The organism is Saccharopolyspora endophytica, from assembly GCF_018070075.1.
GTDB lineage: Bacteria > Actinomycetota > Actinomycetes > Mycobacteriales > Pseudonocardiaceae > Saccharopolyspora > Saccharopolyspora endophytica.
This window is the reverse complement of the sequence record NZ_JAGPXE010000015.1, coordinates 102,425-120,185: the sequence shown is the minus strand read 5'-3', so window position 1 is coordinate 120,185 and position 17,761 is coordinate 102,425. Positions and strand designations below refer to the sequence as shown.

The window sequence follows — 17,761 nt, the reverse complement described above, 5'->3', positions numbered from 1 at the left end:
ACCGTGGGTTCGTGACTTTTCGCATTCCGCTCCAGGTCCGCAGCTACGAGCTCGATGCGCTCGGCCACGTCAACCACGCGGTGTACCACCAGTACGGCGAGGTGGCTCGGGTCGCCGGGTTCCAGGCGGCCGGGTGCGACTGGGACGGGCTGGTAACCCGGAAGCTGTCGCCGGTGCTGCTGAGCACGACGGTGAACTTCCGGCGCGAGCTGCGCGCCAACGAGCACATCGAGGCGTCCTGCGAGGCGAAGTTCGGCTCCGGGAAGTCCTTCCACCTCGACACGGTGATCACCAAGGCCGACGGCACGATCTCCGCCGACATCACCTGCGTGCTGGGCCTGATGGACCTCGAAGCCCGCAAGCTCGTCGCCGATCCTAGGAGCGCGCTCGAAGCGGTCGGCTTCGACGCCGAGGCGCTGGCCCCGGGGGCCTGAGCGGTTCAGCGCTCGGCGTTCACCGACGTGCGCCGGCCGGGCAGCTCGAAGGCCAGGATCCGGCGGGCGGCCGCCGCGGCATCGCGGTCGAGCCGCCGCCAGTCCTCGTAGGGTTCGGCCTGCGCCCGCAGCGGGGCGAGGTTCTTCAGCAGGATTCGGGTGTTCGTCTCAGCGCTCATCGTTCGGCTTCCCGTCAACGGGGTGTCTCCCCACTGAGGTTGATCGCCGAGCGGTGGTCCGGGGTTAGCCGGAAGTAGCGCAGACCACGTCGGAGATCACGGCATCACCGAGCCGATCTCCACCGCGCCGCCCTGCCCGGGGATCATCGTGACGTTGCGGTGCACCGGGCGCTCCGGCGCCGCATCGATCGCGCTCAGGTCGGTGCGGCGGGCGATCTCCCGGGTGAGGATGCGCATCTCCTCCATCGCCAGAGTCGCGCCGAGGCAGCGTCGGTCGCCGCCGCCGAACGGGATCCACGTGGTGGAGCCGGGTTTCACGCCGACGAACCGGTCCGGGTCGAAGCGGAACGGGTCGGCGTAGAGGTCTTCGCGGTGGTGCAGCGAGAGAACTCCGATCAGCACCCGCGACCGCTCCGGCACGACCCAGTCGCCGAAACGCCAGTGGGACATGACCCGCCTGCCCAGCATCGGGATCACCGGGCGCACCCGCATCGCCTCGTGGATCGTCGCGTCGACGTAGCCGCCGTCGTCCTCGGCGCGGGCCGCGTCGCGGAGCCTGCCGTAGGACTCGGGATGCCGCACCAGCCGCTCGAACGCCCAGCCGATGGAGTTGGCGGTCGTCTCGTGCCCCGCCAGCACCAGCGTCAGCAGCTCGTTGCGCAGCTCGCCGTCGGTGAGCCCGGCGCCCTCGTCGTCGCGGGCGTCGAGCAGCAGCGACAGGATGTCGTGCCGCTCGCCGGGCACGTGCGCGGCGCGGCGCTGGGCGATCACCGCCAGCATCGCGCGGTCGAGGTGCGCCAGCCCCCACTTCTGCACCCCCACCGGCTCCGCGCTGCGCATCGACACCAGCTCGCTGACCCGCGCCAGCGGGCTCACCGACAGCGCCAGCATCTGCCGCAGCCGCCTGCGCAGCAGCTGCTCGGACTCGTTGGAGCGGTAGTCGATGCCGAACACCCCGGACATGATCACGTCGAGGGTCACCTGCTGGGCGGAGTCGGCGAGCCGGATCCGGGAACCGGGCTGCCAGCCGTCGATCTCGCGGGTGGTGGCGTCGAGGATCTGCTCGCGGTAGCGGGCGATGGCCTTGCCGTGGAACGGCGGCATCAGCAGCTTGCGCTGCCTGCGGTGCCGCTCACCGGTGGCGGTCAGCACCGACTCGCCGACGATGGGCCGCAGCTGCGACTGCCCGGCGGTGGACGGCGCCAGGGCCGGACCGGCGGTGAACAGCGACTTCACGTGGTCGGGGTGCGAGGTGATCGTCAGCGGCCGCTTCTCCAGCAGCGTGTTGACGCGGAAGACGTCACCGTGGAGCCGGGTTCCCCCGAACAGCACGCGCCCCTGGTCGCGGCCCAACCGCAGGGTCTGCAGCAGCGGCCCGGACCCGTGCAGCGGTGGTGGCGTGCCCAGCTCGTCGACCGGTCCGGCCGGGGACGGTGCGAGCTCCCCGGACCCGGAGGGTGTCGCGGACTCCCACCAGCGGCGCCGGTGCTCGCTGGGGGACGTGGCGGTCGAGGTCGTCATGACCACAACGCTATCGGCGGGTGACCGCGCCCACATCGTCCTGCGGGCCCGGTCCCACCTCCTACCTGAGGAGGAGTCCGCGACGATTCCGGCGGGCCGGGCGGCGTTCTAGGCTGGCCCGGATGAAGGGTCTGATCCGCTACGTGCACCGCCGAGCCGCGGCGCTGCCGTTCGGCTACCCGCCTGCGGTGGTGCTGCCCGGCCACGCGTGCCTGGTGGTGGTGTCGGCGGTCGCGGTGGTGCAGCGGCTGGCGGCCGAGGTCGCGGACTGGACGCTCGTCGGCGGTCTGCTCGCGATCCTGCCGGTGGTGTACCTGCTGGTCGGAACGCCGATCCCGGACTCGGGACGGCCCGTCGGCGTGGCCGGGTGCGCGATGCTGGGCACCTCGATCCTGCTGGTGCACCCGGTGCCCAACGACCTCGCGCCGCTGATCCTGGTCGTGATGCTCGCCGAGTGCGCGGCCGTCACCTCGGTTCGGGTGAGCCTGACGGTCGCCGCACTGGCCGCGCTGGTCCCGACCGCGGCGGCAGCCGTCGGGCACCTCGGCTACGGCCTGCCGTTGTCCCTGGTCACGGTCGCGCTCGGCTGGGCCACCGGTTTCATCATCAGGACCCAGCTGCGGTCGTTCGAGCGGGAACGCGAGGTGCAGGCCGAGCGGGCGGTGCAGGCCGCCGACGACGAGCGCCGCCGCATCGCGCGCGAGGTGCACGACGTCGTCGCCCACTCGCTGAGCATCACGCTGCTGCACCTCACCGGTGCCAGGCGGGCGTTGCAGGAGGACCGCGACGTCGACGACGCCGTCGAGGCGCTCACCGACGCCGAACGACTCGGCAGGCAGGCGATCGCCGACATCCGCCGCACGGTCGGGCTCCTGGACGCCGAACCGTCGAAGGTCCGCCCGGAGCCGGGCATCGACGACATCGCCGATCTCGTCTCCGACGTCGTCAGAGCCGGTGTCCCGGTGACCTACGAGGTGGACGGCGACGCCCGATCCGTTTCCGCCGCAACGGGCCTCGCGCTCTACCGGATCGCCCGGGAGTCGCTGGCCAACGTCGTCAAGCACTCCCCGGGAACCACCGCGCTGGTGCGGCTGGTCGTCGACGACGGCGTGGTGCTGACCGTCGGCAACGCGTTGCCGAGCGCGGCAGGAGCGGCCGAGCCCGGCAACGGCATCGCGGGCATGCGCCAGCGCGCCGAACTGCTGGGCGGACGCCTGCGAGCCGGTCCCGCCGGCGACGAATGGGTGGTGCGCGCGGAGTTCTCACCGGAACCGCACGACCTGCTGCCGACACCGGGGGAGGCCCGATGATCAAGGTTCTGCTCGTCGACGACCAGGAGCTGGTGCGCTCGGGGCTGCGGCGGATCCTGCGTCGCAAGGACGGTTTCGCCGTAGTCGGGGAGTGCGCGGACGGAGCGGAGGTGGCCTCGGCCGTCGCCGCCGACCGGCCCGACGTGGTCGTGATGGACCTGCGGATGAAGCACGTCGACGGCATCGAGGCGACCCGCGGGCTGCAGGCGACCGACGACGCCCCGCCGGTGCTGGTGCTGACCACCTTCGACGACGACCAGCTGCTCTCCGGCGCCCTGCGCGCGGGCGCGAGCGGCTTCCTGCTCAAGGACTCCCCGGCCGAGGACGTCATCCGCGCGGTCCGGTCGCTGGCCGCGGGCGAGGCGTGCTTGGACCCGGCCGTCACCGGGCGCGTGCTCACCGCCTACCGCTCGTCGTCCCCGGCACCGGAGGTCGCCGTCGACGAGCTCACCTCGCGCGAGCGCGACGTCCTGGTGCTCATCGGACGAGGCCTGTCCAACTCCGAGATCGCCGCGGAACTGGGCATTTCCGAGGTGACGGTGAAGAGCCACGTCGGCCGCATCTTCGTCAAGCTCGATCTGCGAGACCGCGCGGCCGCCATCGTCTACGCCTTCGACCACCGCATCGTCACGCCGAGGTAGTGCTGCGCCTCCGGGAACGCAGTCATCCGGCTGCCGGCGAGCGGCCCGGTGCTGAGTGGCCGCACCCGGGGCTGCGCCGGGCATCGGGAGGAACCCGGCACCACCCCCAGACATCCCAGGTGCGCCTGACCACACCATGGCGGCAGCCGGTGGCAGCGGACAAGGGGTTTTCGATAGGAGGAAAACCCGCTGCGCACACCCGTCAGCGCACTCGGAACCAGGACGCCGCGCGGTTGCGGAACTCGTGAGGCCGAAGCGCGCCCGCCCCGTCGGGAAGCGCGGCGAGCACGGGCACGCCGGTGGTGCGGGGGAGCTCGGTGAGGTTGCAGCGCTCGGCCAGGCCGGGTTCTTCCGGCACGGCGCCGAGCACCAGGCCGACCGGTTCCAGGCCGCGCGAGCGCAGCGCCTCGACGGTGAGCTCGGTGTGGTTGAGCGTGCCCAGGCCGACCCGGGTGACGACGTGGACCCGGACCTCGTGGTCGCGGGCGAGGTCGGCGGCGAGGTCGGGCAGGGTGCCTCCGGTGGTGTCGAGGCGGACCAGGGCACCGCCCGCACCCTCCACGATCACCGTGCGGTGCGCTCCGGCGAGCTCGCGAACGCGGGACGCGTGGTCGCCGATCGTCGGGATGTCGACCTCGCGCAGGCGGGCGGCGGTGTCCGGGGCCAGCGGGTCCGGGAGGTGGGTGAACTGCGCGACCTGGCAGCCCGCCAGGCGGCGGACCACCTCCACGTCGGGCTCGTCATCGCCGGTCTGCGTCGGCTTGGCCACCACCACGTCGGGTCCGAAGTGGACGGCCAAAGCCGCGGTGGCCACGGTCTTGCCGACCCCGGTGTCGGTTCCGGTGACGAAGACGATCACGGTGCTCCTCCGTGCTGCTCGACGACGCGCGTCAGCGCCTCGACCGCGTGCTCCCAGGGCTCATCGCCGATCCCGGCCTGGGTGGTGATCCGCAGCCGCGACACGCCGTCGGGCACCGACGGCGGCCGGAAGCAGCCGACCCGCACCCCGGCGTCGAGCGCGGCGGCCTGCGCCGCGAGCGCCACCTGCGGAGACGGCATCGGCACCGACAGCACCGCACCCGCCGACCGGCTCACCGCGAGGCGGTCGGCGAGCTCGGAGGCCCGCCCGTGGACCCGCCGGGGGAGTTCGGGCCGCTCGCGCAGCAGGCGCAGCGCGGCCAGCGCCCCGGCGACGGGTGCGGGAGCCAGCGCGGTGTCGAAGATGAACGGCCGCGCGCGGTTGACGAGGTGGTCGATCAACGCCTCCGACCCCAGCACAGCGCCGCCCATCGCGCCGAGGGACTTCGACAGGGTCGCCGTCATGACGACCTGCGGAGCCTCGCCCAGTCCGGCCACCAGACCCCGGCCGCGATCGCCCACGACACCCAGCCCGTGCGCCTCGTCGACCAGCAGCAACGCGCCCCGCTCGGCGCAGATCTCAGCCAGTTCGGGCAGCGGTGCCGCATCGCCGAGCACCGAGTAGACCGACTCGGTCAGCACCAGCGCCCGCCGCCCACCGGCCTGGTCCAGCGCTGCCCGCACCGCGTCGACCTCGTTGTGCGGCACCACCTGGATCGTCGCGCGGGACAGCCGGGCCGCGTCGATCAGCGACGCGTGCACGTGCGCGTCCGAGACGATGAGCGCGTCGCGGTCGGCGAGCGCGGTCACCGCGGACAGGTTCGCGTGGTAGCCGCTGGACATCACCAGCGCGGACCGCCGGCCCGTGAACCCGGCGAGCTCGGCCTCCAGCTCGCCGTGCGCCGTCGTGGTGCCGGTGACCAACCGGGACGCGCCCGAGCCCGCGCCCCACGCCAGCGCCGCGTCGGCGGTGGCCCGGCGCACCTCGGGATGCGCGCTCAAACCCAGGTAGTCGTTGCTCGCCAGGTCGATGACGTCCTCGTCCACCGAGCGCGCCCGCAGCGCGCGCTGCAGGCCCGCCCGCTCGCGAGCCTCCCGCTGCTCGGCCAGCCACCCGTCCCAGCTCATCCGGCCTTCACCGCCGCGGCGATGCCGGCGCACAGCGTCGCCACGTCCTCGTCGGTGCACACGTACGGCGGCATCGTGTAGATCAGGTCCCGGAACGGGCGCAGCCACGCGCCCTCGGAGAGCGCGGCCTCGGTCGCCGCGGCGACGTCGACCGGGTGATCGAGCCGCACCACCCCGACTGCGCCGAGCACTCGCACCTCGGCCGCGTCGATGTCGTGCAGCGCCTGCAGACCGCGGTTGATCCGCCGCACGTCGTGCACCCACCGGCCGGTGGCGAGCAGGTCGAGGCTGGCGGAGGCGACCGCGCAGGCCAGGGGATTGCCCATGAACGTCGGACCGTGCATGAGCACGCCCGAATCGCTGCCGGAGATGCCGCGAGCCACCTCGCTGGTGCACAGCGTCGCCGCCAGCGTCAGGTACCCGCCGGTCAGCGCCTTGCCCAGGCACAGCACGTCCGGGCTGACGCCGCCCGCCTCGGACGCGAAAAGCGTTCCGGTGCGCCCGAAACCGGTGGCGATCTCGTCGAAGACCAGCACCAGCCCGTGCTCGTCGGCGACCTCGCGGAACACCCGCAGGCATTCGGCGGGGTAGGGGTGCATCCCGCCCGCGCCCTGCAGCAGCGGTTCCACGATCAGCCCGGCCAGGGTTCCCGCGTGCTCGGCTGCGAGTGCGCGGAAGCCCGACGCCCACTCGGCGACGTCACCGCCGATCCCCGGCGGTCGTGCGCCGAAGACCTGATCCGGCAGCACCGTCGACCACATCGAGTGCATGCCGCCGTCGGGATCGCACACGCTCATGCAGTCGAACGTGTCGCCGTGATATCCACCGCGCACGGTGAGGAACCGCGTCCGCTCGGGCCGCCCGACGCCGCGCTGGTGCTGCAGCGCCATCTTCATCGCGACCTCGACGCTCACCGACCCGGAGTCGGCGAGGAAGACCCGGTCGAGCCCGTCGGGGGTGAGCTCGACCAGGCGCCTGGCCAGTTCTACGGCCGGCTCGTGGGTGAGGCCGCCGAACATCACGTGCGAGAACCGCTCCGCCTGCTGCCGCAGCGCCTCGTCGAGCACCGGGTGCCGGTAGCCGTGGATCGCCGACCACCACGACGCCATCCCGTCGACCACCTCGCCGACGCCGTCGATGGCGATCCGGCTGCCCGAAGCGCCGGTCACCAGCCGCGTCGGCGCGGGGGCGAGCATCGAGGTGTAGGGGTGCCACAGGTGCTCGCGGTCGAAGGCGAGCAGGTCCGCCGCACCCATCACGCGTTGGGCAGGACGTCGGTGCCCGCGCCCCGGCGCCGGATAGCCGGGTCGACGGGCCGCTGCGCGATCTCCTCGTCGGAGCCCAGCACGACGAAGCCGTTGTCGCGGATCATCGCGATGTCGGCCTCGGCCTCCTGGCCCTCGGAGGTGAGGTAGTCGCCGAGGAAGATCGAGTTGGCGACGTGCAGCGCGAGCGGTTGAAGCGAGCGCAGGTGCATCTCGCGGCCACCGGCGATCCGGACCTCCCGGTCCGGGCAGACGAACCGCGCCATCGCCAGGATCTTCACGCAGCGGGTGGGGGAGAGCTCCCAGGTGTTCTCGAACGGGGTGCCGTCGAAGGGCATCAGGAAGTTCACCGGGATCGAGTCTGATTCGAGCTCCTCGAGCGCGAACAGCGCCTCGACCAGCTGCTCATCGGTCTCGCCCAGTCCCGCGATCAGGCCCGAGCACGGCGACAGGCCCGCCTCCTTCGCCTTGCCCACGGTGTCGACGCGGTCGGCGTAGGTGTGGGTCTGGACGATCGTGTCGTGGTGGCTCTCGGCCGTGTTGATGTTGTGGTTGTAGGCGTCCACCCCGGCGTCCTTGAGCCGCTCGGCTTGGCCGTCGGACAGCAGCCCCAGGCAGGCGCACACCTCGACGTCCGGGTGCTCGGACTTGAGCGCACCGACCATCTCGGTGACCTTGTCGATGTCGCGGTTCGACGGGCCGCGACCGGAGGCGACCATGCACACCCGGCTGGCCCCGCCCTGGAGACCGGCTCCCGCCTGCCGCAGCGTTTCGTCCTTGGACAGCCACGAGTACTTCAGGATCGGCGCGTTCGAGCCGAGGGCCTGCGAGCAGTAGTTGCAGTTCTCCGGGCACAGACCGGACTTCAGGTTCACCAGGTAGTTGACCTTCACGGTGTTGCCGAAGTGCGCCCGCCGCAGCCTGCCCGCCGCCGCAACGACGGACATCAGGTCGGCGTCGTCGGCGCGCAGGACGGCGAGCGCGTCGTCGGCGGTGGCCGGAGTTCCGGCTAGGACCGCCTCGGCGAGCTGATCGAAGGTGGTGCCCATGGGGTCCTCTCCCGAAGTCGACCTGAACAGTGTTCACCTGAACGGCGTTCAGGCTAGACTGGGGGCACCGACCGGTCAACTGGAGGTTTCGAGTGCGCTACCACCGCAGCGATGTCGTGGCTCGGGCCATCGAGGTCCTCGACGAGTACGGGCTGGAATCGCTCACCATGCGCCGGCTCGCCTCCGAGCTCGGCGTCCAGCCCAGCGCGCTCTACCACCACGTCCCCAACAAGCAGTCGCTGCTGGCGGCCGTCGCCGACGAGATCCTCCAGCGCGGCAGCAGGCCCCGCCGCGCCGAGCGCTGGGACCGGCGGGCGATCGAGATCTGCGCGGAGCTGCGCGACGCGATGCTCGCCTACCGCGACGGCGCCGAGGTCGTCGTCACCGCGCACACCTTCGGGCTCGGCGCCCGCGAGCCCGCGACCGCGCTGCGCTCGGCGCTCGGCGACGGCGGACTGCCCGCAGACCTGGTCGACGTGGGCACCCGCGCGATCCTGCACCTGGTCTTCGGTCACACGGTCGAGGAGCAGACCGCGATGCAGGCGGCCAGCGCCGGTGCCATCGACCGGAACCCCGATGGCGCCGCTGATTTCGAGCAGGGCCTGCAACTGCTGCTCGACGGGCTCCGCGCCCGGGTTTCGGCGGGCTGAGCCCGGTCAGGTCGCTACGGTGGCGGGATGGAGCTGTTCACCGCCTCGTGGGCGTCGTTGCGCTCGGCCGTGGCCGACCTCGCCGACGACGACCTGCTGCAGCCGTCCGGGTGCCGGGGCTGGCTGGTGCGAGATCTGGTGTGCCACCTGATCATCGACGCGCAAGACGTCCTGATCACGCTCGCGACACCGGAGGAGGCCGAGCCGACACGCGACGCGATCACCTACTGGGAGATCGCGAGCGAGCCGCCGACCGGCGAGGACCCGCTGGACGCGCTCACGGTCCGGCTGGCCGCCGCCTACGAGGAGCCGTGGCTGCTGAAGTTCCACCTCGACGACCTCGGCTCGGCGGCGGGACGTGCCGCGCAGCTCGCCGACCCGACGGGCAGGATCGGCACGAAGGACCAGGTCCTCACCGTCGCCGACTACCTCGACGCCTACGTCGTGGAGTGGACCCTGCACCACCTGGACCTGGTCGCCCGCCTTCCGCACGTGCCCGGACCGGCGCCGGAATCCGCGGCGGCGTCGAGGGCGGCGCTGGAGCAGATCACCGGAACACCGTTCCCCGACTCGTTCTCCGACGTCGACGCGCTCCTGGTGGGCACCGGCAGGCGCACCCCGACCGAGACCGAGCAGGCCGAGCTCGACCGGCTCGGCCTCTCCGTTCCCCACGTGCTCGTTTAGTCCCCGACCGTCCCGTACTGGGGGCGGCCCGCTGTGCGGTAGGTCTGGATCGCCACGCCGTTCGGTGTGGTGCGGTTCGCGGCGAGTTCGAGCTCGGTGTCCAGGCCCCGCTCGGCGAACAGCCGCATCCCCTGGCCGACGATCACCGGGAAGGTGATCAGGTTGAGCTCGTCGACCAGGTCGTTCTCCAGGAGGAACCGCACCAGGGTGGCGCTGCCGTGGACCTGCAGCTCCTCACCGGGCCGCTCCTTGAGCTCGCGCACCGCCGCCGCGACGTCGCCGCTGAGCACCGTCGTGCGGGCCCAGCTCGGGTCGGTCAGAGTCGTGGAGGCGACGTACTTGGGCAGCGCGTTGAGCGGGGTCGCGATCGGGTCGTCGGGGTCGTCGACCTTCGGCCAGTAGGCGGCGAAGATGTCGTAGGTCCGCCGCCCGAGCAGGAAGGCGTCGACCCGCCCGAACATGGCGTCCATGAACTGCCCGACCTCGTCGTCGAACAGCGGCGCGAGCCAGCCGCCGCGCTCGAAACCGCCGCTGCGGTCCTCGTCCGGGCCGCCGGGGCCCTGCATCACGCCGTCGACCGAGAGGAACGTGCTCACCGTCAGCTTCATCGTCCTGGTCCTTTCCGGTGGTCGTCACCAGGGTGGACCGCTCGCGGACGGGAAACTCATCGGTGGTCAGTCGCGGCGCGGTCTGCGGTGCAGGAGCCTGAACCGCGACCACTGCGTCTCGGCCGCCTCGATGGAACGCCGGGTGCGCTCGGGGTCCACTGTGGAGAGCTGGGCGGCGATCGCCTGCGCGACCGCGAGTCCGGGTGCCAGCGACGGGAAGAAGGCGACGCCTTCGGCGGGGATCAGCACGATCTGCTCGGATGCCGCCGCCAGGGCGGGGCTGGCCGCGTCGGTGAGGGCGAAGACCCGCGCACCTCGGTCGTGGGCCTCCTCGGCCGCGGTCACCGTGCTCTGGTAGAGCCGCCAGAAGCTGATCGCGATGAGCACGTCGCCCGGTTCGATCCGGGAGACCGCGTTGGCCAGCTCGGCGTCGTCGTGCACGACGGTCGCTTCGTAGCCGGCCAGCTGCACGTTGTGGCCGAGCGCGGAACCCACCGAGAAGTAGCTCCCGTTGGCCACGATCACGGTCCGCCGGGACTGCGCGATCGCCTCGGCGATGGTGCGCAGCAGCTGCTCGTCCAGGCGGCGGTTGAGCACCGCCAGCGAGTCCAGGTCGCGGCGCAGCGAGGCCCCGCCGAGCTCTCCCTCGGTCTGCTGCGCGGCGGCCACTTCCGGAGCGCTGAGCGAGGACAGGTAGCGGGCCCGCAGCTCCTGCTGCAGGTCGGACCAGCCGCTGAACCCCAGGGTCTGGGCGGTCCTGCTGACCGTGGCGACGTTGACGCCGGCCAGTTCGGCGGCCTCCGCGGCCGAGCTGTAGGAGACCCGCCTGGGCTGCGTGAGCAGCACCTGCAGAACCGAGGCGCCCTTGCTGCGCAAGCCGCGTTCGGGAACGCGCCCGCGCAACCAGCTCTCGAACCCGTCGGGCTCGGCTTCGGTGGTCAATCGGGCTCCCCTCGTCGACGCCCAGCTTAACGAGCTCAAAACGCAACAGGTATTGCAGTTTGTGATTACTGCACTATATGTTGCTGGACACTTCGCTCGGTGCTGCGACTCACCTGGACGCACCCCTCACCTGGAGGCAACCGTGTCCCTGCTGGCCAGACTCGACCGGCTCCCGCTGAGCCGGCCGCACTACCTCCTGCTGCTGCTAGGCGGACTCGGCTACACCTTCGACGGCATGGACTCGGCCGTGGTGGCGTTCCTGCTGCCGAGCGTCCAGGACGAGTGGGGGCTGACCAACGCCCAGCTCGGCCTGATCGGCTCGGCCACGCCCTTCGGCTTCCTGTTCGGCGCCACCTGCGCCGGACTGCTCGGCGACCGCATCGGCCGCCGCAAGGTCATGATGTGGGCGCTGGCCGTCTACGCGCTGTTCTCCATCATCGGAGCTCTGTCGCCCAACTACGAGATCTTCCTCGGCGCCCGCGTGCTCGCCGGGTTCGGAGCCGGGGCCGAGAGCGCGATCATCGCGCCGTTCCTGTCCGAGTTCGTGCCCGCCGCTCGGCGGGGGTGGTTCGTCGGCGCGCTCGCCGGGTTCTTCTCCTTCGGCTTCGTCGCCGCGGCGCTGCTCGGCCGGTTCGTCGTGCAGCCGGTCCCCGAGGGCTGGCGCTGGGCCCAGGTCATCACCGCGCTGCCGATCGTGATGCTGCTGTGGTGGCGTCGATCGCTACCGGAATCACCGCGATACCTGCTGGCCAACGGGCGGACGGCCGAGGCCGAGAAGGTCGTGGTCGACCTGGAGGAGAAGGTCCGGGCGGCCACCCGCGCCCCGCTGCCGCCGATCCCCGAAGCCGTGGTCGAGAAGCCGGCCGAGGCGCGCAAGATCGGGCTGGTCTCCGCGCTGAAGTACCTGTGGAGCGGCTCGATGGCCCGGCGCACTGCGATCACCTGGCTGATCTGGTTCGTGATCACCTTCTCCTACTACGGCTTCTTCACCTGGATCCCGACCTTGCTGGTGCAGCAGGGGATCACGGTCACCAAGAGCTTCGAGTTCTCGATCATCATCTACCTCGCGCAGGTGCCCGGGTACTTCTCCGCGGCCTGGCTGGGCGAGTACCTGGATCGCAAGAACACCATCGCCCTCTACCTCGCCGGGGCCGCGGCCAGCGCGTTCTGGATGAGCCAGATGACCGACCCGGTGCTGATCACGACCTCGGCGGCCGTGCTGTCGTTCTTCCTCAACGGCACCTACGCAGCGGTCTACTCGTACACCCCGGAGGTCTTCCCGACCTGGATCCGGGCCTCGGGAACCGGTCTGTCCAGCGCATTTGGCCGCGTCGGCAGCATCATCGCGCCCTCGGTGATCGGCATCTCCGCCGCATCCCTGGGATTCGCCGGAGTCTTCGGACTCACCACCGCCGTGCTGGCGGTCGGCGTCGTGTGCACCCTGCTGTTCGGGCTGTCCACCGCGGGCCGGTCGCTGGAAGACCTCACCGAAACCGACGAGACGAAGGCGGTATCGCGATGACGCTGTCCGAAGTGGAGGAACGGGTTCGGGAGGACGTCGGAGTCCGGCTGTTCACCGTGCTCGCGTGGCTGCCCGGCCGCGGCGTGCTGCACCGCGCGCACAGCAGCCACCCCGAGCAGTACCCGGTGGGCGGCGAGAAGTCCGTCGAGGTCGCCGCGGGGTGGCTGGACCGGTGCATCACCGCGCAGCTGCCCTACTTCGGCCCCGACGAGGCCGCGGTGCGCGAGGTCTTCGCCGATCACCGGCTCATCGCCGAACTCGGCTGCGGATCGGTGATCAACGTCCCGGTCGTGGGCGAGTCCGGCACGCTGGGCGTGCTCAACCTGCTCGACGCCCCCGGCGCCTACGGGCAGCCCCAGGTGGCGCGGGCCGGAGAACTGGCGGTGCTGGCCGCACCCGCGCTGAGCGAGCTCGTGCAGCGCATCGACGAACCCGAGGAAGGACCGACATCGTGACCACCCTGCTGCTGCGCTCCGGCAAGCTGCTCGACGTCGACACCGGCGAGTACGCCGAAGGTGACCTGCTGTGCGCCGACGGCCGCATCGTCGAGATCGGCCGCGGGCTGCGGGCACCGGACGGGGCCCGGACGGTGCAGCTGTCCGGCGCGACGGTGCTGCCCGGGCTCATCGACGGCCACGTGCACGTCACCGCCGCCACCGCCGACCTCGGCGCGCTGACCACCTGGTCCCCGTCCTACGCCACCGCGCACTCCGCGCGGATCATGGGCGGGATGCTCGACCGCGGCTTCACCACCGTGCGCGACGCCTCGGGTGCGGACTTCGGGCTCGCCGACGCGCAGGCCGAAGGGCTCGTTCGCGGGCCGCGGCTCGCCTTCTGCGGAAAGGCGTTGAGCCAGACCGGAGGGCACGGCGACAGCCGCCCGCGCGGCACCCGCGTGCACGACGGGCACCAGTGCTGCGCGGGGCTGGGCCGCATCGCCGACGGCGTGGACGCGGTGCGCGCCGCCGCCCGCGACGAACTGCGCAAGGGCGCCCACCACATCAAGGTGATGGCCGGGGGCGGGGTCGCCTCGCCCACCGACCGCATCGACTCCACCCAGTACTCGATGGACGAACTGCACGCCATCGTGCAGGAAGCCGAGGCCGCCAACCGCTACGTCGCCGCCCACGCCTACACGGCGCGCTCGGTGAGCCGTTCGCTGCGCGCCGGCATCCGCTCCATCGAGCACGGCAACCTCATCGACGAGTCCAACGTGGACGAATTCCTCGAGCAGGACGCGTTCCTGGTGCCCACGCTGGTCACCTACTGGGCGCTCAAGACCGAAGGTCGGGAGTTCGGCCTGCCCGAGGACAGCTGGCGCAAGGTCGACGAGGTGCTCGGCGCCGGACTGGCCGCGTTGGAGACCGCGCACCGAGGCGGCGTGAAGATCGCCTACGGCACCGACCTGCTCGGCGGCATGCACCGTCACCAGAACGAGGAGTTCCGGATCCGCAGCGAGGTCCAGCCGCCGTTGGACGTGATCCGCTCCGCGACCAGCACCGCCGCCGACCTGCTCGGCATGAGCGGCGAGATCGGCACCCTCCGCGAAGGAGCGGTGGCCGACCTGGTCGTCCTCGACGGCGACCCGCTCGAGGACATCGCCGTGCTCGCCGAGCCCAAGCACATCACGCACGTCGTGCAGGGCGGTCAACTCGTCTGAGAGCGGGAAGAATGGTGCTGTGATCGCTTCAGCACCTCGTGAGCCGGTGGGGACGCCGCCCGTGGTCCGCGCCATCGCGGGCGGCCGTCCGGTTCGGGCGGTGTGGCGAAACGAGCTGGGAGGGCTGACCTTCCGGATCGGATCGGAACCCCGCGCGCAGTTCGTGAAGTGGTCACCCGACGGCCTCCCGCTGGCTCCCGAGGTGGAGCGGTTGCGCTGGGCCGGCCGCTACGCCTCGGTGCCGCGCGTGCTCGACCACGGCTCCGACAGCACCGGGGACTGGATGGTCACCGCGGGGCTGCCCGGTCTCTCAGCCGTCGACGACCGCTGGATCTCCCAGCCCGAGACCGCGGTGCGCGCCATCGGTTCCGGACTGCGCGCACTGCACGAGGCACTACCCGTCGAGAGCTGCCCGTTCGACTGGTCAACCGAATCGCGGCTGGCCGGCGCTCGGCAACGCGCCACCGCAGGCCTGATCGACCTGGCGGACCGGCCACCCGAGCTCGCCCGCATCGGCGGAGTCGACGAGGCGCTGGACCTCCTCGCCGAACCTCCTCCGGTCGATCGCCTGGTGGTCTGCCACGGCGACGCCTGCGCCCCCAACACCCTCATCGGGGACGGTGACCGGTGCACCGGCCACGTCGACCTCGGCAGCCTCGGCGTGGCCGACCGCTGGGCCGACCTCGCCGTCGCCACCTGGTCCACCCTGTGGAACTACGGTCCGGGTTGGGAGGACGCGCTCCTGGACGCCTACGGCGTCGCTCCCGACCCGGACCGCACGGCCCACTACCGGCTCCTGTGGTGGTTGGCGGACTGACCTCGCTCAGCCGAAACCCGGCAGGACCAGCAGGATCCAGAGCGCCAGCGGGGTGGCTGCCACGACGACGCCCCCGTAGATGAGGAGCTTCCGGAAGAATGCGTCCTTGTCCACGTCCTTGGCGTTGGCCAGCACGATCGCGCCGTTGGTGGAGAACGGGCTCACGTCGACGACCGTGGCCGCCACCGCGAAGGCCGTGATCATGCCGATCGGTCCGACGCTGCCGGTCTGCAGGAACGGCACCGCCAGCGGGATGAGGGCGCCCATGATGCCGACCGACGAGGCGAACGCCGACACGATCGCGCCGATGTAGCACAGCAGGAGAGCGGCGAGCAGCGGAACGCCGATGCCGGCCACCGAGTGGCCCACGTAGTCGATCGTGCCCATCTTCTCCAGCACGCCGACGTAGGTGAGGACACCGCAGATCAGCAGCACGGTCGGCCACGCGACTTCGCTCGGCGCGGCCTTGCCGGTCTTGGGCGACAGGACGCTGAGCACCACGGCGATGCTCATCGCCATCAGGCCGACGTCGAGCCCGAAGCCGAGCGTGGTGACCACCAGGACCACCAGACCGGTCAGCGTCAGCACGCGGTCGCGGTTGAGCCGCAGCTCCTCGACCGGCTCGCTGTCGGGGACCTCCGCACCGCCGCCCGAACCCGTCGCGATGAGCCGCCGGGCCTCGGCGCCCCTGCGCAGCCGCAGGCCTCCGAAGACCACGAACACGATCCCGGCGATCACGGCGTTGGCGGCGAAGCTGCCCAGGAACAGCACCAGCGGACTGCCCGGCAACCCGCTGTTGGCCACGACCTCGTTGACGATGCTGCCGTAGATGCTGATCGGCGAGAAACCGCCCGCCTGCGTGCCGTGCACGACCATCGCGCCCATCAGCAGCGGGTTGATCCGGTACTGCGCGGCCAGGTTCAGCGCGATCGGAGCCACGATGGCCACCGCGGCGGGGCTGACCGCACCGATCGCGGTGAGCAGCGCGCCGATCCCGAACATCACCCACGGGATCAGCGCGATCCGGCCGCCCACCAACCGAACGGCGCGTTGCACCACCCAGTCGGTCGTGCCGTTCGCCCGGGCTATCGCGAACAGGAACGTCACGCCCACCAGGACCACGAACAGGTCCCCGGGGAAGCCGTCGAAGATGTCGTCCTCGGACAGCCCGCCGAACACCGTGGCGACCAGGAAAGCCGCTGCGAAGCACAGCACTCCCATGTTCACCGACAGCGTCGTGGCGATGACGAACGCGGCGACCAGCACCAGGATGGATATGACTTCGGGTGGCACCTTTGCCTCCTTGCCTGCGCGGCCCGCGCACCACGAAGGGGGTGTGGTGCGCGGCACAGTGGCTCACTGGCTCAGCCACTTTCCGTGAAACGCAGCCCGAAGTCAATACCGAACTGGCCAACTGGCTCATCCAGTTTCGGGGTGCCGCCGGGCGCCCGGCCGCCCTGCAGCGCGATCAGCGCCAGCCGAGCTCCGGGGCCACGTGGCGGAGGATGCTGTCGATGACGTGGGCGTTGTAGTCCACGCCCAGCTGGTTGGGCACCGTGAGCAGCAGGGTGTCGGCCGCGGCGATCGCCTCGTCCTCGGCCAGCTGCTTGACCAGCACGTCCGGCGCCGCCGCGTAGGACCGACCGAAGATCGCGCGGGTGTTGGCGTCGATGTTGCCGATCTTGTCCTCGGTGTTGTCGTCACCGCCGAAGTACATGTCGTCGAGGTCGTTGACGATGGCGAAGATGCTGCGGCTGACCGACACCCGCGGCTCGCGCTCGTGCCCCTCGGCGCGCCAGGCCTCGCGGAACGCCTCGATCTGCTTGCGCTGCTGGACGTGCAGCGGCTCACCGCTCTCGTCGTCCTTGAGCGTGGAGCTCTGCAGGTTCATCCCCAGCTTCGCCGCCCACCGCGCCGTCGCGTTGGAGCTCGACCCCCACCAGATGCGGTCCCGCAGGCCGGGGGAGTGCGGCTCGACGCGCAGCAGTCCCGGCGGGTTGGGGAACATCGGCCGCGGATTGGGCTGCGCGAACCCCTCGCCCTTGAGGACCTCCATCAGCACCTCGGTGTGGGTGCGCGCCATGTCCGCGTCGGTCTGGCCCTCCGGTGGCTGGTAGCCGAAGTAGCGCCAGCCCTCGATCACCTGCTCCGGCGATCCCCTGCTGATGCCGAGCTGCAGCCTGCCGTCGGAGAGGAGGTCGGCCGAACCCGCGTCCTCGGCCATGTAGAGCGGGTTCTCGTAGCGCATGTCGATCACGCCGGTGCCGATCTCGATGCGGCTGGTCCGGGCGCCGATCGCCGCCAGCAGCGGGAACGGCGAGCCGTACTGCCGCGCGAAGTGGTGCACGCGGAAGTAGGCGCCGTCGGCGCCGAGCTCTTCCGCTGCGACGGAGAGGTCGACGGCCTGGTGCAGCGCGTCCGCCGCGGTGCGCGTCTGCGAGTGCGGCGAGGCCGACCAGTGCCCGAAGGACAGGAACCCGATCTTTTTCACAC

The 17,761-nt window shown here is 71.5% G+C and carries 19 protein-coding genes; 9 read left to right on the top strand and 10 right to left on the bottom strand.

Going from position 1 to position 17,761, the window contains the following annotated elements:
• The first annotated feature begins 11 nt into the window (after positions 1 to 11).
• A complete protein-coding gene (locus KBO27_RS28275) occupies positions 12 to 434 on the top strand; it encodes an acyl-CoA thioesterase (RefSeq protein WP_210972901.1) in 423 nt (140 codons plus the stop codon).
• Between the two features lie 5 nt (positions 435 to 439).
• Here the strand turns inward: KBO27_RS28275 and KBO27_RS28270 are convergent, their stop codons facing one another.
• Together KBO27_RS28270 and KBO27_RS28265 are read right to left on the bottom strand one after the other, a co-directional pair.
• Positions 440 to 613 (bottom strand): hypothetical protein, encoded by a 174-nt coding sequence (locus tag KBO27_RS28270; RefSeq protein WP_165944521.1) that lies wholly within the window; start codon positions 611 to 613, stop codon positions 440 to 442.
• 96 nt (positions 614 to 709) lie between these two features.
• Entirely contained in the window at positions 710 to 2,134 is a 1,425-nt protein-coding gene (locus tag KBO27_RS28265) for a cytochrome P450 (protein WP_210972900.1), read from the bottom strand.
• 122 nt (positions 2,135 to 2,256) lie between these two features.
• Between KBO27_RS28265 and KBO27_RS28260 the strand changes: the two genes are divergently transcribed.
• On the top strand, positions 2,257 to 3,444 hold the full coding sequence (locus KBO27_RS28260; RefSeq protein WP_210972899.1) for a sensor histidine kinase: 1,188 nt from the start codon (positions 2,257 to 2,259) through the stop codon (positions 3,442 to 3,444).
• On the top strand, positions 3,441 to 4,085 hold the full coding sequence (locus KBO27_RS28255) for a response regulator (RefSeq protein ID WP_210972898.1): 645 nt from the start codon (positions 3,441 to 3,443) through the stop codon (positions 4,083 to 4,085). Before KBO27_RS28260 ends, KBO27_RS28255 begins: the two co-directional genes overlap by 4 nt.
• Before the next feature lie 202 nt (positions 4,086 to 4,287).
• Here KBO27_RS28255 and bioD read toward each other — a convergent pair whose 3' ends face one another.
• Genes bioD through bioB form a run of 4 tightly spaced genes read right to left on the bottom strand, consistent with a single transcriptional unit; the run spans position 4,288 to position 8,385 of the window.
• Positions 4,288 to 4,944: a dethiobiotin synthase gene (gene bioD / locus KBO27_RS28250; RefSeq protein ID WP_210972897.1), complete on the bottom strand. Its 657-nt coding sequence runs from the start codon at positions 4,942 to 4,944 to the stop codon at positions 4,288 to 4,290.
• On the bottom strand, positions 4,941 to 6,071 hold the full coding sequence (locus tag KBO27_RS28245; protein WP_210972896.1) for an 8-amino-7-oxononanoate synthase: 1,131 nt from the start codon (positions 6,069 to 6,071) through the stop codon (positions 4,941 to 4,943). The genes bioD and KBO27_RS28245 overlap by 4 nt, the downstream gene beginning before the upstream one ends.
• Positions 6,068 to 7,327: an adenosylmethionine--8-amino-7-oxononanoate transaminase gene (locus KBO27_RS28240; protein ID WP_210972895.1), complete on the bottom strand. Its 1,260-nt coding sequence runs from the start codon at positions 7,325 to 7,327 to the stop codon at positions 6,068 to 6,070. The genes KBO27_RS28245 and KBO27_RS28240 overlap by 4 nt, the downstream gene beginning before the upstream one ends.
• Entirely contained in the window at positions 7,327 to 8,385 is a 1,059-nt protein-coding gene (bioB, locus tag KBO27_RS28235) for a biotin synthase BioB (protein ID WP_210972894.1), read from the bottom strand. The genes KBO27_RS28240 and bioB overlap by 1 nt, the downstream gene beginning before the upstream one ends.
• A 92-nt stretch (positions 8,386 to 8,477) precedes the next feature.
• Between bioB and KBO27_RS28230 the strand changes: the two genes are divergently transcribed.
• Positions 8,478 to 9,035, top strand: coding sequence for a TetR family transcriptional regulator (locus tag KBO27_RS28230; RefSeq protein WP_210972893.1), 558 nt, complete (start codon positions 8,478 to 8,480; stop codon positions 9,033 to 9,035).
• A 27-nt stretch (positions 9,036 to 9,062) separates the two neighbouring features.
• Positions 9,063 to 9,719 carry a maleylpyruvate isomerase N-terminal domain-containing protein gene (locus KBO27_RS28225; RefSeq protein WP_210972892.1) on the top strand — a complete coding sequence of 219 codons (657 nt, stop codon included), beginning with the start codon at positions 9,063 to 9,065 and terminating at the stop codon, positions 9,717 to 9,719.
• Here KBO27_RS28225 and KBO27_RS28220 read toward each other — a convergent pair.
• A complete protein-coding gene (locus KBO27_RS28220) occupies positions 9,716 to 10,327 on the bottom strand; it encodes a dihydrofolate reductase family protein (RefSeq protein ID WP_210972891.1) in 612 nt (203 codons plus the stop codon). The genes KBO27_RS28225 and KBO27_RS28220 overlap by 4 nt on opposite strands.
• Before the next feature lie 66 nt (positions 10,328 to 10,393).
• Positions 10,394 to 11,269, bottom strand: coding sequence for a MurR/RpiR family transcriptional regulator (locus KBO27_RS28215; protein WP_210972890.1), 876 nt, complete (start codon positions 11,267 to 11,269; stop codon positions 10,394 to 10,396).
• Positions 11,270 to 11,411: 142 nt separating this feature from the next.
• Between KBO27_RS28215 and KBO27_RS28210 the strand changes: the two genes are divergently transcribed.
• From KBO27_RS28210 to KBO27_RS28195, 4 genes are read left to right on the top strand one after another with little or no spacing between them, the layout of a single operon-like run.
• The gene (locus KBO27_RS28210) at positions 11,412 to 12,791 is read left to right on the top strand and encodes an MFS transporter (protein ID WP_210972889.1); all 1,380 of its coding nucleotides are present in this window, start codon (positions 11,412 to 11,414) and stop codon (positions 12,789 to 12,791) included.
• Positions 12,788 to 13,246 (top strand): GAF domain-containing protein, encoded by a 459-nt coding sequence (locus KBO27_RS28205; RefSeq protein WP_246538233.1) that lies wholly within the window; start codon positions 12,788 to 12,790, stop codon positions 13,244 to 13,246. Before KBO27_RS28210 ends, KBO27_RS28205 begins: the two co-directional genes overlap by 4 nt.
• Positions 13,240 to 14,451: a metal-dependent hydrolase family protein gene (locus tag KBO27_RS28200; RefSeq protein WP_210972985.1), complete on the top strand. Its 1,212-nt coding sequence runs from the start codon at positions 13,240 to 13,242 to the stop codon at positions 14,449 to 14,451. The genes KBO27_RS28205 and KBO27_RS28200 overlap by 7 nt, the downstream gene beginning before the upstream one ends.
• A gap of 46 nt (positions 14,452 to 14,497) precedes the next feature.
• Positions 14,498 to 15,268 (top strand): aminoglycoside 3'-phosphotransferase, encoded by a 771-nt coding sequence (locus KBO27_RS28195; RefSeq protein ID WP_307870671.1) that lies wholly within the window; start codon positions 14,498 to 14,500, stop codon positions 15,266 to 15,268.
• A gap of 6 nt (positions 15,269 to 15,274) precedes the next feature.
• On the opposite strand, the gene KBO27_RS28190 is transcribed toward KBO27_RS28195, so the two are convergent.
• A complete protein-coding gene (locus tag KBO27_RS28190) occupies positions 15,275 to 16,561 on the bottom strand; it encodes an SLC13 family permease (RefSeq protein ID WP_210972887.1) in 1,287 nt (428 codons plus the stop codon).
• Positions 16,562 to 16,736: 175 nt separating this feature from the next.
• Positions 16,737 to 17,759: an LLM class flavin-dependent oxidoreductase gene (locus KBO27_RS28185; RefSeq protein WP_210972886.1), complete on the bottom strand. Its 1,023-nt coding sequence runs from the start codon at positions 17,757 to 17,759 to the stop codon at positions 16,737 to 16,739.
• Between the last annotated feature and the right edge of the window lie 2 nt (positions 17,760 to 17,761).

What these genes read in the sequence shown, in the direction of transcription:
- KBO27_RS28260 (WP_210972899.1), top strand. Translation starts at nt 2,257, where the DNA reads ATGAAGGGTCTGATCCGCTACGTGCACCGCCGAGCCGCGGCGCTGCCG.
- KBO27_RS28270 (WP_165944521.1), bottom strand. Translation starts at nt 613, where the DNA reads ATGAGCGCTGAGACGAACACCCGAATCCTGCTGAAGAACCTCGCCCCG.
- KBO27_RS28255 (WP_210972898.1), top strand. Translation starts at nt 3,441, where the DNA reads ATGATCAAGGTTCTGCTCGTCGACGACCAGGAGCTGGTGCGCTCGGGG.
- KBO27_RS28240 (WP_210972895.1), bottom strand. Translation starts at nt 7,327, where the DNA reads ATGGGTGCGGCGGACCTGCTCGCCTTCGACCGCGAGCACCTGTGGCAC.
- KBO27_RS28225 (WP_210972892.1), top strand. Translation starts at nt 9,063, where the DNA reads ATGGAGCTGTTCACCGCCTCGTGGGCGTCGTTGCGCTCGGCCGTGGCC.
- KBO27_RS28245 (WP_210972896.1), bottom strand. Translation starts at nt 6,071, where the DNA reads ATGAGCTGGGACGGGTGGCTGGCCGAGCAGCGGGAGGCTCGCGAGCGG.
- KBO27_RS28205 (WP_246538233.1), top strand. Translation starts at nt 12,788, where the DNA reads ATGACGCTGTCCGAAGTGGAGGAACGGGTTCGGGAGGACGTCGGAGTC.
- bioB (WP_210972894.1), bottom strand. Translation starts at nt 8,385, where the DNA reads ATGGGCACCACCTTCGATCAGCTCGCCGAGGCGGTCCTAGCCGGAACT.
- KBO27_RS28265 (WP_210972900.1), bottom strand. Translation starts at nt 2,134, where the DNA reads ATGACGACCTCGACCGCCACGTCCCCCAGCGAGCACCGGCGCCGCTGG.
- KBO27_RS28220 (WP_210972891.1), bottom strand. Translation starts at nt 10,327, where the DNA reads ATGAAGCTGACGGTGAGCACGTTCCTCTCGGTCGACGGCGTGATGCAG.